Here is a 14,501-nt window from a genome sequence, read left to right on the forward strand (position 1 = left end):
TACCATCGAGCGCATGACAAGTGGACAACAGTGGGCCCTGACCTCCGTCGAGCAGCGCCTGGACACCTGGGCGCACCGGCGCCTGGAGTCCCTGAGCGGCCGGGGGAGGGTACGCGGGTACCTGTTGGAGTTCGCCGTGTTCACGGTCAAGCAGGCCTGGGCCTGTATCTTCGGTGCCCTGATGCTGGCCCTGCTGCTCGGCACCCACCTGTGGTATCCCGAAGGTGCCGCGCTCTCCCGCAGCGACGCCCTGGTCGTCGGTGCGGTCGCGATCCAGGTGCTCATGCTCCTGACGAAGCTGGAGAGCGGCCGCGAGCTGTGGGTGATCGTCCTGTTCCACCTGGTCGGTACCGCCATGGAGCTCTTCAAGACCGCCGTCGGCTCCTGGCACTACGGCGGCGACGGCCTGTTCTGGATCGCCGGGGTTCCGCTCTACACCGGCTTCATGTACGCGGCGGTGGGCTCCTACATGGTCCGGGTCTTCCGCCTGTTCGACCTGCGCTTCGACCACTACCCGCCCCGCTGGGCGACCGCGCTGCTCGCGGTGGCCATCTACGCCAACTTCTTCGGCCACCACTACGTGGTCGACCTGCGCTGGGTCCTGCTGGTCCTGGTCGTGGCACTGAACATCCGCTGCGTCATGCACTTTCGCAACCACCGCTCCCAGCCCTGGCGGCGGATGCCGATCCTGGCGTCCTTCCTGGGCGTGGCCTTCTTCATCTGGGTGGCGGAGAACATCGCCACCTTCGCCGGTGCCTGGATCTATCCCAACCAGGCCGAGGGGTGGGAGCTGGTGCCGCTGTCCAAGCTGGTCGCCTGGTTCCTGCTGATGAACATCTCCGTGGTCCTGGTGACCTTCGTCTACCGGCCCCGGCCGATGAAGGCTCCGGAGAGCTCCGAAGGCCCCGGGGACCCCGCCCCGCTCAGCCGGTGAGGTCGGGGATGACCTCGGGGCCCACCCGGCGCACGTAGTCGCGGAACAGTGCCACCGCCGGGGGCTCGTAACCGCCGCCCGACCCCTCCTGCGGCCAGACCACCCCCACCGGCCGAGTGGCGTTCCCGTCGCGCAGCCGCAACTCCACCGTCCCGGCCAACGGCCCCTTGGGACGGGCGGGCAGCACCGACACCCCCAGACCCGCCGCCACCAGACCGCGCGCGGTGGCGATGTCGTCGGCCTCGAAGGCCACCCGGGGGGTGAACCCCGCCTGGTCGCTGAGCCGGTCGGTCAGGTGCCGCACCCCGCGTCCCGGTTTAAGCAGGATGAACTCGTCCCGGATCTGCGCCAACGAGGCGGAACCCTGATCGGCCAGCGGATGGTGTTCGGGCACCACCAACCGCAGGTACTGGGTGTGGAGTACCGCCGAGACCAATCCGGGCCCCGAGGGCAGCGGCGAGGTCAGCGCCAGATCCGCGCCGCCCGAAGCCAGCCGGCGCAGGGAGTCGGCCCACGCCTCCTGGGTCAGGGTGAACCGCACCCCCGGATGCTCGGCCCGAAACCCCCGCAGCAGCACCGGCACCACCTCCACACCCAGGGTGGGCAGGAAGGTCAGCGCCACCCGGCCCTCCTCCGCGCCAGTGAGTTCGGCCACCCCCTGGCGTAGATCGTCCAGTGCCCGATCCACGTGCGGCAACAGCAGCCGACCGGCCCGGGTCAGACGGATCCCCCGCCCGGTGCGCTCCACCAAAGCCATCCCCAGCTCCTCCTGAAACCGGGCCAAAGCCCTGCTCAGCGTGGGCTGGGGCATGTTCAACGCCTCGGCGGCATGGGTGATGTGCTCGGTCCTGGCGACCTCCGCCAGCATCCGCAACCGGGGCGCGAGGATCCGGGTCAGAGACTCCACATCAGGATCATTCATACAAAACAGTATGTAACAACGTGAAATCATGCATTGGACGTATGAAAACACGCTTTCTAGCGTTGAACCATGACCGTGACCAGCACTCCCCTCGACACCCGTGACCCGCGCCCGCGCGCTGGCACGACCGCCTACCGGCGCACGGTCATCGCCCTGGTCGCCGCCGCCGTGGCCACCTTCGCCCAGCTGTGGTCGGTCCAGCCGATCCTGCCCGCCATCGCCACCGGCTTCGACACCTCCGCGGGCCAGGCCGCCCTCACCGTCTCCCTGGCCACCGGCGGCCTGGCCGGGTTCACCCTCATCTGGAGCGGCGCCGCCGACCGCATCGGCCGCGCCCGCGTCATCGCGCTCTCCCTGCTCCTGGCCATCGTGCTGGGTGCCGCGATTCCCTTCTCCACCGAACTCTGGACGCTCCTGGTCCTGCGCACCCTCCAGGGCGCCGCTCTGGGCGGGGTCTCCGCCGCGGCCGTGGCCTACCTCGCCGAGGAGATCCACCCCCGCGACGCACCCAAGGCCACCGGCCTGTACATCGCCGGAAACCCGCTGGGCGGCATGGGCGGCCGCCTCCTGGCCGGGTTCGCCGCCGAACACGGCGGCTGGCAGTGGGGCGTGGCCGCCAACACCATCCTCGGCCTGGCCGCCCTCCTGGTCTTCATCCTGGTCCTACCCCGCAACAAGTCCGGCGCCCCCGCCCGCCGGGCCGACTCCGACGACGGCCTCAGCATGGGCCGGCGCCTCAAAGCCGCGATGACCACCCGCGGACTGATCCCCATGTACGCCCAAGCCCTCCTGCTCATGGGCGCCTTCATGGCCGTCTACAACGTCCTCGGCTTCCGCCTCACCGACCAGCCCTTCGGCCTGTCCCAGGCGGCCGCCTCCCTGCTCTTCCTGTCCTACACGGCGGGCATGCTCGGCTCGGCCGTGGCCGGATCCGCCACCCTGCGCTGGGGCAGGTACGGGGTGCTCACCACCGCAACCCTGCTCCTGCTGGTCGGCCTGGGCGGGCTCTTCACCACCTCGGTCTGGCTGCTGCTGGCCACCCTGCTCCTGCTGACCTTTGCCTTCTTCTGCGCCCACGCCACCGCCTCGGCCTGGGTGGGCTCCCAAGCCGTCACCGGCCGCGCCCAGGCTACCGCCGTCTACACCCTCGCCTACTACCTGGGCGCCAGCCTCTTCGGCTGGCTCGGCGGGGTGGTCTACGACGCGGTCGGCTGGAACGGCACCGTCGCCCTGGCGCTGGGGCTGACCGTGCTGGCGGGTCTGTTCGCCCTGCGGCTGCGCAAGCTGCCCACCCCCTAACCGGCCACCCGTACCTTCTGGCGGGACACCCGGACCAAGGCGTGGCTGCACCTGCCCCGCCCGGCCACCGCCCGTTCGCCCACCCAGGTCAGCACACCGCACTCGACGAGGGACCGCACCCGGGCCACCTTCGTCCCGACCGGTCGGACCACGGTGCCGGAGGACGGGTCTGCTGAGTTCGGGTCAGAAAGGCCGCACGGTGAGTCTCTTCTGGGCGCTGCCGATCGCGCCCAGCCGATCGCGCCGGGCCGATCGTGCAGCACCGTGCTGGTCAACCCCAGCCCCGAGGGACCGAAGACCACCGAGGTGTCCAGTCCCACCCAGGGATCCTCCGGCTGACGGCGTAGGTGCACGGTGAGGTCGAGGTTGGGGAACGCCCACTTCCCCCCCCTGTCCAGCGAACACCGGGTGCACCTCCAACGGCGCTACTTCGACCTCATCGCCCAGGGCCGCAAGACCGCGGAGGCCAGGGTCGAGGAGGCCTCGCGCCAACTCCTCAGCGAAGGCGACCTGATCCGCTTCGCCTGCGACGACGAGGAGGTCCTGGCCCGCATGCTCGTTATATGGGGAAGCTTCGTTTCCGCCCACTTCGGTATACCCAAGAGCGAACAGCAGCGGCCAAGGCGGCTGTCTCCTCAGCCCTGCGCGGATCGGGTCGCGTGTCGCGGCCGGTCAAGGTCGGCGACGGACAAGCGGCGGCGAGGTCAGTGGTGGTGTCTGGGGTCGGGTGCCTGTTTCGGTCCTCTGTTGAAGATGATCTTGCTACCAGGGGCGAGTTCGGCGCCGAACTCGCCCCTGGTAGCAAGATCATCGGGGATACAGGGGTTTCGGAAGCAGCGGACAGTCTTAGGTGCGGGTTTCGGGCGCCACGCTGAAAACCGTCCCCGCTGGCCCTGCCTGCTCTCGCCTGGGGAGGCCGCCCGTGATCACCCCCACTGGGGTCACCCGTACCGCCCTGAGCAACTTCACCACTCCACCACCGGGGGGCTCGGCAGCCTCCACCCCACCGCCGCGGCACGCGGACCGGTGAGCGCCGTGCCCGGCCCCCTGCCCTCCCTCGTTGCCGCTGTTCCGTCGCTGGGAATGACCGGCCGCGACACGCGGCCCGGTGCGCGCAGGCCTGGGGGCGCTCCCTCCTTCGCTGCCGCTTTTCCGATGGCACGAATGACCGGCCGCGAAACGCGACCCGATCCCCGCCGAACTGGGGAGGGCCCTGGCCGAAGGCCGAAGCAGTTGCCGTTGGGATTCGGGGGGAGGCGGCAACCGCCGTGCGGCGGGAAATAAATGGGGATGGCCAAGTCCTCTTGGCTCGACCGCTCTCAGAGTTGCCCACTGGAGATGCCCGTAAGGGCTGTCCGCGTGGGTAGGACACCTCTGATTCTGGCGCGAGGAGGACGCATGCCGGCGTGTGACCACGACTGGGGCTCTGGACCCAACAGCGGTACCGAACAGTGCTCGAACTGCGGAGCGATTCGGTCCAGGAACTACTGAGCACCGACCTGGCGTGCGGCGGTACGGTCGCAGTCCGTGCAGTCGGTGTGGCAGGGGGCGCCGAAGTTGTTCATACTCATGGACTTGCAGCGAACGCACACCAGGCGCTTCCCACCCGGCGGGTCGTGCCGCCATTCGTGATGACCGCGGCGGCAGATCCCGGAGGGCTGGATACGGGTGGGGTCGCTCGTGCTCATGAAGGACACCGTAGCCGCGAGAACCGCGGACGGGGAAGGCCTCTGGCAGAACGTCACGGTATGGGCCCGGGTGTGACACGGGTGCTGGGGGAGCGGGGTGGGCTGCTCTGCCCCGCTGGTCTTGGTGGAAGGTAGACCGGTTTCTGGGCGGGGGAGGGGAGACTGCCGCGCGGGAATAGTTTAAGATTCAACTTGTTGGTGCGAGTGAGTAACCGTTAAGGGAAGGGTGAAGGATATGGACGTGCGTCCCTCGGGGATTCATCATGTGACCGCGATTGCGAGCGACCCCCAGGCCAACGCTGACTTCTACCTGAACGCGCTGGGCATGCGCATGGTGAAGCGGACGGTCAACTTCGACTCCCCGGACACCTACCACTTCTACTACGGCGACCGCGCGGGCAACCCCGGCACGATCATGACCTTCTTCCCCTGGCCTGACGCGCCCAGGGGGAAGATCGGCGCGGGTCAGGCCACCACCACGACCTTTTCCGTTCCTGAGGGGTCTTTGGGCTGGTGGGCCGAGCACCTGGCCGGGCTGAACGTGGAGACCACGCGCCCGAGTGAGCGCGGTGAGGAGGACGTCCTCTCCCTGCGCGACCCGGACGGGCTGATCATCGAGCTGGCCGCCAGCGCTGACCACCACGACACCGACCCCTGGGACGGGGGAGTGGTCCCCACCGACCATGCCATCCGGGGTATCCGCGCGGTCACGCTGACGGAGCAGGACGCTGAGGGTACCGCGCAGATGCTGGGTGGCCAGCTGGGCTTTCACCTGCACAGCGAGGACGGCGACCGGATGCGGTTCCGGACCAACGACACCGGTGACGGCGTGGGCACCATTGTTGATGTGCTGGCCGACCCCAAGGCCGAGCGGGGCGTGGTCGCCGCCGGGACCGTGCACCACGTCGCCTACCGCGCCCCGGACACCCCGGTGCAGGACGCCTGGCGTCAGCGCCTGGAGCACGACGGGGTGGGGGTCACCGAGATCCGCGACCGCACCTACTTCACCTCGATCTACTTCCGTGAGCCCGGCGGTGTGCTGTTGGAGATCGCCACGGACGGCCCCGGGTTCGACTACGACGAGCCGCTGCTGGAGCTGGGCCGTTCGTTGAAGCTGCCGCCGTGGCTGGAGCCCAACCACCAGCAGATCGCCGCCAGCCTGCCGCGGGTGGAGGTCAACCAGTGACCGTTCCCGAGGTCAGTGTCGAGGACTTCGTGCACGTCTTCGAACCGGCCACCGACCCGGACGCCCCGGCGCTGCTGTTGCTGCACGGCACCGGCGCCGACGAGCACGACCTGTTGCCGCTGGGTCGTGCGCTGGCTCCGGGCGCAGCCCTGCTCTCGCCGCGCGGCAAGGTCACCGAGAACGGCATGAACCGCTGGTTCCGTCGTCTGCGGGAGGGCGTCTTCGACGTCGACGACCTGATCGTGCGCACCGCCGAGCTGGCAGGGTTCGTCCGGGCCGCCACCTTCGCCTATGACCTGGATCCCGAGCGGATCGTGGTCAGTGGGTTCTCCAACGGCGCCAACACGGGCGCGGGTCTGCTGCTGCTCCACCCGGGGCTGGTCGCGGGCGCGGCGCTCTTCGCGGGGGGTGCTCCTCTTCAGGGGCGCGAACCCGACCCGGTGGACCTTTCGGGAACCCAGGTGTTCCTGGGCAACGGGGTGGCCGACCCGATCACCACCATCGACCAGGCCCGCCTGGTCGCCGCTCAGCTGGGGCAGCGGGGCGCGGACGTGGAGGCCCGCGAGCACCTCGGGGGACACCAGCTGACCCCGGACGTATTGACCCAGGCCAGGGAGTGGTTCGAGCGCGCGAAGTTCTGAGCGCGGTCCCGTCCGCACCGAACGGCGGTGGCGCCCCCTGTACTCGGGCGTCACCGCTTCCTTTCACGTTACTACGAATCTACTTCGTAAAGCTGTGCCTTCTTTGGAGTGCACACTCATATCGAACAAGAGCAACAACACCCAGTGTCTTGTAAGGGGATCAATGCCCCGGTCCCCTGACAAAGTGGTTGGTTCGGCTGGCTAGATTGGCTCGCGTCCCGTTCCCCGCCCTGGAAGAGAACCGATGATCCCCTCTCCGCCTGCCCTCGCTGAGAACCCCCGGTGATGGACCCCGAAATCCTCGGCCTGCTGTTGCTGGCCGCCGTCGCCGCGGGCTGGATCGACGCCGTCGTTGGGGGAGGGGGCCTGCTGCTGCTCCCCGCCCTGATGGTCGCCGCCCCGCACATGCCGCTGGCCACCCTGCTGGGCACCAACAAGCTCGGCGCGGTTTTCGGTACCACCTCCGCCGCCATCGCCTACGCCCGCAAGGTGAAGATCGACCGCAAGGTCGTGATCCCCACCGCCGGGCTCGCTCTCCTCGGGTCGGGGCTGGGCGCGGCCCTGGCCACCGCCCTGACCGCCGACGTGCTCAAACCGATCATCATGGTCGTCCTGGCCGGTGTGGCTCTGCTGGTGGTCTTCCGGCCCGCCATGGGAACCTCGCCCAACCCGGCCATGCGCACCCGCAACCGGATCCTGGCGGCGCTGGCCCTGGCCGGGCTCGGGGTGAGCTTCTACGACGGCATCATCGGCCCCGGCACGGGCGTGTTCCTGATCATCGCCTTCACCGCGGTGCTGGGCATGGACTTCCTGCACGCCTCGGCCTCAGCCAAGATCGTCAACGTGTGCACGAACATCGGCGCCCTAGTGGTCTTCTCCCTGGGCGGCCACGTGGACTGGCTGTTGGGCCTGGGCCTGGCGGTGTGCACCATCATGGGCGCCCAGGTCGGCGCCCGCATGGCCCTACAGCGGGGGTCAGGGTTTGTCAGGGCGGTGCTACTCGTCGTCGTCCTGGCCCTGCTTGTCCGGATGGGCTGGGACGTCTTCGTCTGATCCCCTACCGGGCAGGGCACCCCCACCCCGCAGGGGCCGTCATCTGTTCAGGTTCGCGATACCGGGCAACAGCATCAGCTGTCACTCCCGGACATTGTCTGGGAACGGTTGTGCCTCCTCAACCGCCGGGTCCGTCTGGCCGGTCAGCGCCGCGGTGACGTCCTCGATGATCCGGTGCGCGCCGTGGTAGTTGGCCGAACCCCAGAAGTCGTAGTCCATCCGGTACAGCTGCTCGTCCTCGACCGCGCCCAGGTTGGACCACAGGCCGTCGGAGAAGGTGTCGGGGGCGTCCGGGTAGCCCGAACCAGCCAGCACGAAGACCGCGTCTCCGTCAGCCTGGTCCAGGTTCTCGTAGCTGTGCGGGATGAAGTCGGTGTCTCCGTCGGCCTCCACCTGGGTGTCCGGGCGCGCGAAACCCAGGTCGTCCACGATCTGCCCCGGGAAGGACTCGGGCGTCTCCAGTCGGATCTCGCTCTCGCTCTGCAACCGCACCAGGGAGAGCTCGGTCCGGGCCGGGTCCACATCGGCCTCGGCCAGGTCGGCGCGGGCCTGCTCGACGGCGGCGTCGTAGGCGGCCACCTCCTCCTCGGCCTCGGCCTGAGCGTCCAGGATCTCGGCGACCTCCTCAAGGTGACCGCGCCAGGAGCCGGTGCCCTCCCACTCCAGCAGAACCGTGGGCGCGATCGCCTCCAGGCTGTCCAGGATCTCGGTCTGGGCGCCCAGCGCGGTGCTCACCCCGATGATGAGGTCGGGCTCGGTGTTGGCCAGTTCCTCGATGTTGATGTCGTCCTCGGCCGGAGAACTGGTCACCAGCTTCAGGTCCGCGCCGTCCACGTCCTCGGGCAGGAAGGGCGCAAGGCCCTGGTCGGCCTCGCCGGGGCTGCCCATGGTGCCGACCACGTCGTGGCCCAGCTGGGTGACGGCGGCCAGCGTGGGCCGCCACAGCACGGCGATCCGCTCGGGGGAGGCAGGAACCTCCACGCTCCCGTTGGCGCCCTCCACCGTGCGGGTCTCGGCGCCTTCCTCGGAGGCGGAATCGCCGCCGTCGGTGCCGCAGGCACTCAGCGCCAGGGCTCCGACCAGGGCGAACACACTCAACGAGCGTGCGGAACGTGTGAATTCGGGCATGTGCGGGGACCCTTTCGTACGAACAGGATGTAGGTAAGGCTAACCTGTCCGGGTGGGATTCGGTTGATTCCGACCGGGCCCCCAGCCATTCACCCACATGCCCAGTAAGACGAACGGGGAAGCCGTGGCCCTGCGCGCGCCCACACCAACGCGCCCCACCCTGACCAGACGCGTCATCCGCCCCATCGGCCTGATCATCGCCGTGGGAGTCCTCGCCGTCTGCGCGCTCCTGAGCGTCACCGTCGGAGCCAAACCCATCCCCGCCGCCGACGTGTGGGCCGCCCTGACCGACTACAACGGCTCCTATGACCACGACGTCATCCGCAGCCTACGCGTGCCCCGCACCATCATCGGCATCTTCGTCGGCGCCGCCCTCGGCCTGGCCGGGGCCCTCATGCAGGCCCTAACCCGCAACCCCCTGGCCGAACCCGGCATCCTGGGCATCAACTCCGGCGCAGCCGCCGCCGTGGTCGTGGCCGTCTTCGTCTTCGGCGCCACCGGAGCCGGCCTGGTCTGGCCCGCCTTCATCGGCGCCGCCTTCGCCGCCGTCGCTGTCTACGCCCTGGGCTCGCGCGGCCGCGCCAGCGCCACCCCCGTGCGCCTGGCCCTGGCCGGAACCGCCCTGGCCGCCGTCCTCCAAGGGCTCATCTACGGCATCATCGTCCTCAACGACTTCGTCTTCGACCGCATCCGGTTCTGGCAGGTCGGTTCCCTGACCGGACGCGACCTCGACATCTTCTTCCAGGTCGCTCCCTTCCTGATCATCGGCATCCTGGTCACCCTGGCTCTGGGCCCCTCCCTCAACGCCATGGCCCTGGGCGACGACCTGGCCGCCACCCTGGGCGCCAAGATCCCCCTCATCCGCGCCGGGACGGCCGTGGGGGTCATCCTGCTGTGCGGTGCCGCCACCGCCGCCGCCGGACCCATCTGGTTCGTGGGCCTGATCATCCCGCACGCCGCACGCGTGATCACCGGCCCCGACCAGCGCTGGCTGCTTCCCTACGCCGCGGTCCTGGGCGCGATCCTGCTCACCGCCGCCGACACCGTCGGACGCGTCATCCTGCCCAGCTCCGAACTGGAGGTCGGCATCATCACCGCACTCGTCGGGGCGCCCCTGTTCATCGCCCTGGTCCGCAGCAGAAAGATGGCCCAGCTGTGAGTGACACCCTGACACCCCGCCCCCGCACCAGCGCGCCCGTGCGCCTCACCCCCCACGGCACCCGGGCCTGGCGCTCCCCGGGCGGCCGGGTCTCCTTCCTGCTGCGTCCGCGCACCCTGGTGATCAGCCTGGCCCTGATCGCCGTCAGCCTGGCGACCCTGGTCATCTCGGTCTCGGTCGGTGACTACGAGATCGCCCTCTCGGCCGTGCCCTCCGCCCTGATGGGGTACGGCGAACGCCTGGACGTGTTCTTCGTCCAGGGGGTGCGCCTGCCCCGCGCCCTGACCGCCATCGGCGTCGGCGCGGCCCTGGGCATCGCCGGAGCGGTCTTCCAGAGCCTGTCGCGCAACGCCTTGGGCAGCCCCGACATCATCGGGTTCACCTCCGGCGCCGCCACCGGCGCCGTGGCCGCCATCCTCATCCTGGGCGCCGGACGCCTGGTGGTTTCCCTGGGCGCCATCGCCGGCGGCCTGGTCACCGCCGGTGTGGTCTACCTGCTGGCCATGAAGAACGGCGTCCAGGGATACCGGCTGGTCCTGGTCGGCATCGGCGTCAGCGCCATGCTCGCCTCGGTCCGCGACTACCTGATGACCCGCGCCGAACTCACCGACGCCCTGGGCGCCCAGATCTGGATGATCGGCAGCCTCAACAGCCGCGGCTGGGCCGAGGCCGCCGCCGTGTGGATCGGCCTGGCCCTGCTGGCCCCGATCATCTTCGCCATCGGCCAACGCCTGCGCTTCCTGGAACTGGGCGAGGACACCGCCCGCGGCCTGGGCGTGTCCGCACAGTCCACCCAGATCATCGCGCTGGCCGCCGCCAGCGCCCTGACCGGCGCCGCCATCGCCGTGGCCGGCCCCATCGGCTTCGTGGCCCTGGCCGCACCACAACTGGCCCGACGCCTGACCCGTACCGGCGGCACCACGCTGATCGGCGCGGCCCTCATGGGTGCCGCACTCTTGGTCGTGGCCGACCTGGTCGCCATGCGTCTGATGGCACCCACCCAACTGCCCGTGGGCGTGGTCACCGCCGTCATCGGCGGCAGCTACCTCATCTGGCTGCTCTACACCGAGTGGCGCGGCGGCCGCGCATGACCCGCCCCCGCCCGAGCCGCAGCCCGGACCAGCGGCCGACGACGAGCCACCACCGAGCCACACCCGAAAGAGAACAATGACCGACGACGCCAGCACCCGCCTCACCGGACAGGACCTCACCCTGTCCTACGACCAGCGCGTCATCTCCCGCGACCTGGCCGTACGCATCCCCGACAACTCCTTCACCGTCATCGTCGGACCCAACGCCTGCGGCAAGTCCACCCTGCTGCGCGCCCTCTCGCGCACCCTCAAGCCCGCCCAGGGCAACGTGCTCCTGGACGGGCAGGTGATCAGCTCCTACCCGGCCAAGGAGGTCGCCCGCCGCCTGGGTTTGCTGCCGCAGTCCTCCATCGCTCCCGACGGCATCGGCGTGGCCGACCTGGTCGCCCGTGGCCGCTTCCCCCACCAGAGCTTCCTGCGTCAGTGGTCGGCCCAGGACGAGGCTGTGGTCGCCGAGGCCATGGCCGCCACCGGGGTCAGCGCCCTGGCCGAGCGTTCGGTGGACGAACTCTCCGGCGGTCAGCGCCAGCGCGTGTGGCTGGCCATGGTCCTGGCCCAGCAGACCCCGCTGCTGCTGCTGGACGAGCCCACCACCTACCTGGACATCGCCCACCAGATGGACATGCTCGACCTGTGCGCTGACCTGCACGCCGAGCAGGGGCACACCCTGGTCGCGGTCCTGCACGACCTCAACCACGCCTGCCGCTACGCCACCCACCTGATCGTGATGAAGGACGGCGCGATCATCGCCGAGGGCGAGCCCGCCACGGTGGTCACCGCCGACCTGGTGGAGAAGGTGTTCGGCCTGCCGGTGCGGATCATCCCCGACCCCGAGACCCACACCCCGATGATCGTCCCCCTCGACCGCCGCGGCACCCGCCGCGACCACGACTGAGCGAACATCAGCTGAGCGGGCGGTGGCCACCCGGGCTGTTGACCAGCCTGACCGGGGCGCCGCGAACGCAGGCCCCGCCCGGGCCTTCGCTATCGTTCCCCCGCACCCCCTGCACCGATACACGACCTCGCCCGCCTCGCCCACCAAGGAGCACGACCATGAGCCCTGCGCCGGAGCCCCCCGAGGAGGGCGCACCGGCGAGCGGTCCGAGGGCGTCTGGGACCCCCGGTGAGGTCTTCTGGGCCTTCTTGTTACTGGGGCTGACCTCGTTCGGTGGACCGGTGGCCCACCTGGGCTACTTCCGCGACGCCTTTGTGGTACGCAGGGGCTGGCTCACCGAAGCCGCCTACGCCGACCTGGTGGCGCTGTGCCAGTTCCTGCCCGGCCCCGCCTCCAGCCAGGTCGGCATGGCCATCGGCCTGCGCCGCGCCGGGTACGCCGGTATGGCGGCCGCCTGGGTCGCCTTCACACTCCCCTCGGCACTGCTGCTAGTGGCCTTCGCCCTGGGCGTACAGGCGCTGGGGGCCGAACCCGGCGCCGGATGGCTGCTCGGACTCAAAGCCGCCGCCGTGGCCGTGGTCGCCCACGCGGTGGCGGGCATGGCCACCAGCCTGGCCTCGGGCACGCGCCAGGCCACGATCGCGGTGGCAGCGCTGGTCCTGGTCCTGTTGCTGCCCTCGGCCCTGAGCCAGGTCACGGCCATCGCCCTGGGTGCCCTGGCCGGAGCGCTCTGGCTCACCTCCCAGCCCGACGCCGACCCGACGGATTCCGCCACGCACGGCTCGGGGACCGGTATGCATCGCCGAACCGCCCTGGCGTGTCTGGCCGTGTTCGCCGCTCTGCTCGCGGCCCTGCCGGTCCTGGCCGCCCTGACCGGGAACACGGCCCTGGGGATGGCGGACAGCTTCTACCGCGCCGGGTCACTGGTCTTCGGCGGCGGACACGTGGTGCTGCCGCTGCTGGAGGCCGAGGTGGTGGGAGCCGGGGCGGTAGACCACGAATCGTTCCTGGCCGGATACGGCGCGGCCCAGGCCGTGCCCGGCCCGCTGTTCACCTTCGCCGCCTACCTGGGCGCCCTCATGCCCGTGGCGGGCAGCCCTCTGCTGGGGGCGGCGATCGCCCTGGTCGCGGTCTTCGTGCCTTCGGCGCTGCTGGTCGCGGGTGCGCTGCCGTTCTGGGAGCGGTTGCGCACCAACGCGCGCGTGCGCCGTGCGGCGGCCGGTGCCGGGGCGGCGGTGGTGGGGATCCTCGCCGCGGCCCTGTACGACCCGGTCTTCGTCCAGGGCGTGGTCTCACCCGCGACGATGGCCCTGGCCGCGGCGGCGTTCGTGGCCCTGGCGGTGTGGCGGGCCCCGGCCTGGGCCGTTGTGCCGGCGGCCAGCGCGATCGGGTTCCTCCTGTTGTGAGGAGGCAGCCGTGTGCGGGGTCCGGCCCCGCACACGAACGCGGGTCAGCGCTCCAGGAGATCCCGCAGCTCCTTGACGACTCCGGCCGGGTCCTGCTCGGCCATGAAGTGTCCCGACGTCACCGTGGCGTGCCGCAGGTCCGAAGCCCACGCGCCCCACAACGCTGCGGCGTCATAGCCCAGGGCCGCGCCCCAGTCCTGCTGGAGCACCGTCACGGGCATCCCCAAGCGCCGCCCCGCGGCCCGGTCGGCTGCGTCGTGCTCGATATCGATCCCGGCCGAGGCCCGGTAGTCGGCCACGATCGAGGGAACCGCCCCGGCGCTGGCCTCCAGGTAGGCCCGGCGCACCTCGGCCGGGATCGCCTCCGGACCGGAGGACCAGGCGTCCAGGAAGTACCCGAAGAACGTCTCCGCGCTGGCGGCGATCATCTGCTCGGGCAACCCCGGAGGCTGCGCCATCAGGTACAGGTGGAAGCCCACCGCGCCCCGCACCCCGCGCAGCGCCTCCCACATGTCCAGGGTCGGCAGCACGTCCAGGCTGGCCAGGTGCGTGACCGACCCCGGGTGGTCCAGTCCGGTGCGCACCGCCACCAGCGCCCCGCGGTCGTGCCCGGCCAGCGCGAACCGCTCGTGCCCCAGGGCCCGGGCCAGCTCCACCACGTCGGCGCCCATGGTCCGCTTGGAGTACACCCGCGGCCCCGACTCGAGCGGTTTGTCGCTGTCCCCGTACCCGCGCAGGTCAGGGCAGATGACCGTGTGGTCCGCCGCCAGGTCCGCGGCCACGTGCCGCCACATCAGGTGGGTCTGGGGGAACCCGTGCAGCAACACCAGCGGCGGCCCCGAACCCCCGACCGCCACATTCAACGACACCTCCGGGGCCACTCGCACCCGCTCGTACCCGAAACCCTCGATGACCGGAGCCATACTCACGCCCTGCTTTCTCTCATGAGGCCTTCCCTGCTGGGATGTGACCCCAGCCTGTCGCGCCCCAATGAGCAACCGATGAGCAGCCGGACCGGGCCCCGGCGGCCAGCGCGTCGCCCGGCCGCCTACCAGGCTGTACGTTGACCACGGACCACACGGCTACAGGGGAGGCAGGG

Annotated in this window: 14 protein-coding genes; 9 read left to right on the forward strand and 5 right to left on the reverse strand. The window is 70.4% G+C overall.

Going from position 1 to position 14,501, the window contains the following annotated elements:
• Nucleotides 1-13: 13 nt before the first annotated feature.
• Nucleotides 14-934, forward strand: coding sequence for a DUF817 domain-containing protein (locus D457_RS0107860; protein WP_039831088.1), 921 nt, complete (start codon nt 14-16; stop codon nt 932-934).
• Here D457_RS0107860 and D457_RS0107865 read toward each other — a convergent pair.
• Entirely contained in the window at nt 924-1,856 is a 933-nt protein-coding gene (locus D457_RS0107865; protein WP_039831069.1) for a LysR family transcriptional regulator, read from the reverse strand. The genes D457_RS0107860 and D457_RS0107865 overlap by 11 nt on opposite strands.
• 69 nt (nt 1,857-1,925) lie before the next feature.
• Between D457_RS0107865 and D457_RS0107870 the strand changes: the two genes are divergently transcribed.
• Entirely contained in the window at nt 1,926-3,155 is a 1,230-nt protein-coding gene (locus D457_RS0107870; protein ID WP_017580103.1) for an MFS transporter, read from the forward strand.
• Here D457_RS0107870 and D457_RS36915 read toward each other — a convergent pair.
• Entirely contained in the window at nt 3,152-3,508 is a 357-nt protein-coding gene (locus D457_RS36915) for a hypothetical protein (protein ID WP_338043019.1), read from the reverse strand. The two genes, D457_RS0107870 and D457_RS36915, sit on opposite strands and share 4 nt — an antisense overlap.
• Nucleotides 3,509-4,639: 1,131 nt before the next feature.
• Nucleotides 4,640-4,843: a hypothetical protein gene (locus D457_RS32090; protein ID WP_083926694.1), complete on the reverse strand. Its 204-nt coding sequence runs from the start codon at nt 4,841-4,843 to the stop codon at nt 4,640-4,642.
• 235 nt (nt 4,844-5,078) lie between these two features.
• On the opposite strand from D457_RS32090, the gene D457_RS0107895 reads away from it, so the two are divergent.
• The 3 genes from D457_RS0107895 to D457_RS0107905 all read left to right on the forward strand — a co-directional run bounded on the left by D457_RS0107895 (nt 5,079) and on the right by D457_RS0107905 (nt 7,723).
• The gene (locus tag D457_RS0107895) at nt 5,079-6,029 is read left to right on the forward strand and encodes a ring-cleaving dioxygenase (RefSeq protein WP_026116445.1); all 951 of its coding nucleotides are present in this window, start codon (nt 5,079-5,081) and stop codon (nt 6,027-6,029) included.
• On the forward strand, nt 6,026-6,670 hold the full coding sequence (locus D457_RS0107900) for an alpha/beta hydrolase (RefSeq protein ID WP_017580108.1): 645 nt from the start codon (nt 6,026-6,028) through the stop codon (nt 6,668-6,670). The genes D457_RS0107895 and D457_RS0107900 overlap by 4 nt, the downstream gene beginning before the upstream one ends.
• A gap of 285 nt (nt 6,671-6,955) precedes the next feature.
• A complete protein-coding gene (locus D457_RS0107905) occupies nt 6,956-7,723 on the forward strand; it encodes a sulfite exporter TauE/SafE family protein (RefSeq protein ID WP_017580109.1) in 768 nt (255 codons plus the stop codon).
• Nucleotides 7,724-7,804: 81 nt separating this feature from the next.
• On the opposite strand, the gene D457_RS0107910 is transcribed toward D457_RS0107905, so the two are convergent.
• Complete coding sequence (locus D457_RS0107910) at nt 7,805-8,851, reverse strand: ABC transporter substrate-binding protein (RefSeq protein WP_017580110.1); 1,047 nt, start codon at nt 8,849-8,851, stop codon at nt 7,805-7,807.
• 124 nt (nt 8,852-8,975) lie between these two features.
• On the opposite strand from D457_RS0107910, the gene D457_RS0107915 reads away from it, so the two are divergent.
• From D457_RS0107915 to chrA, 4 genes are all read left to right on the forward strand, one after another.
• Nucleotides 8,976-10,010, forward strand: a complete 1,035-nt coding sequence (locus D457_RS0107915) for a FecCD family ABC transporter permease (RefSeq protein WP_017580111.1) — start codon at nt 8,976-8,978, stop codon at nt 10,008-10,010.
• Entirely contained in the window at nt 10,007-11,101 is a 1,095-nt protein-coding gene (locus tag D457_RS0107920; protein ID WP_017580112.1) for a FecCD family ABC transporter permease, read from the forward strand. The genes D457_RS0107915 and D457_RS0107920 overlap by 4 nt, the downstream gene beginning before the upstream one ends.
• Before the next feature lie 76 nt (nt 11,102-11,177).
• Nucleotides 11,178-11,996 carry an ABC transporter ATP-binding protein gene (locus tag D457_RS0107925; RefSeq protein WP_017580113.1) on the forward strand — a complete coding sequence of 273 codons (819 nt, stop codon included), beginning with the start codon at nt 11,178-11,180 and terminating at the stop codon, nt 11,994-11,996.
• A gap of 158 nt (nt 11,997-12,154) precedes the next feature.
• The gene (gene chrA / locus D457_RS0107930; RefSeq protein ID WP_051072886.1) at nt 12,155-13,402 is read left to right on the forward strand and encodes a chromate efflux transporter; all 1,248 of its coding nucleotides are present in this window, start codon (nt 12,155-12,157) and stop codon (nt 13,400-13,402) included.
• 44 nt (nt 13,403-13,446) lie between these two features.
• Here the strand turns inward: chrA and D457_RS0107935 are convergent, their stop codons facing one another.
• On the reverse strand, nt 13,447-14,325 hold the full coding sequence (locus tag D457_RS0107935) for an alpha/beta fold hydrolase (RefSeq protein ID WP_017580115.1): 879 nt from the start codon (nt 14,323-14,325) through the stop codon (nt 13,447-13,449).
• Nucleotides 14,326-14,501 lie beyond the last annotated feature (176 nt).

This window comes from Nocardiopsis valliformis DSM 45023 (genome assembly GCF_000340985.1).
In the GTDB taxonomy this organism is placed as follows: Bacteria; Actinomycetota; Actinomycetes; order Streptosporangiales; family Streptosporangiaceae; genus Nocardiopsis; species Nocardiopsis exhalans.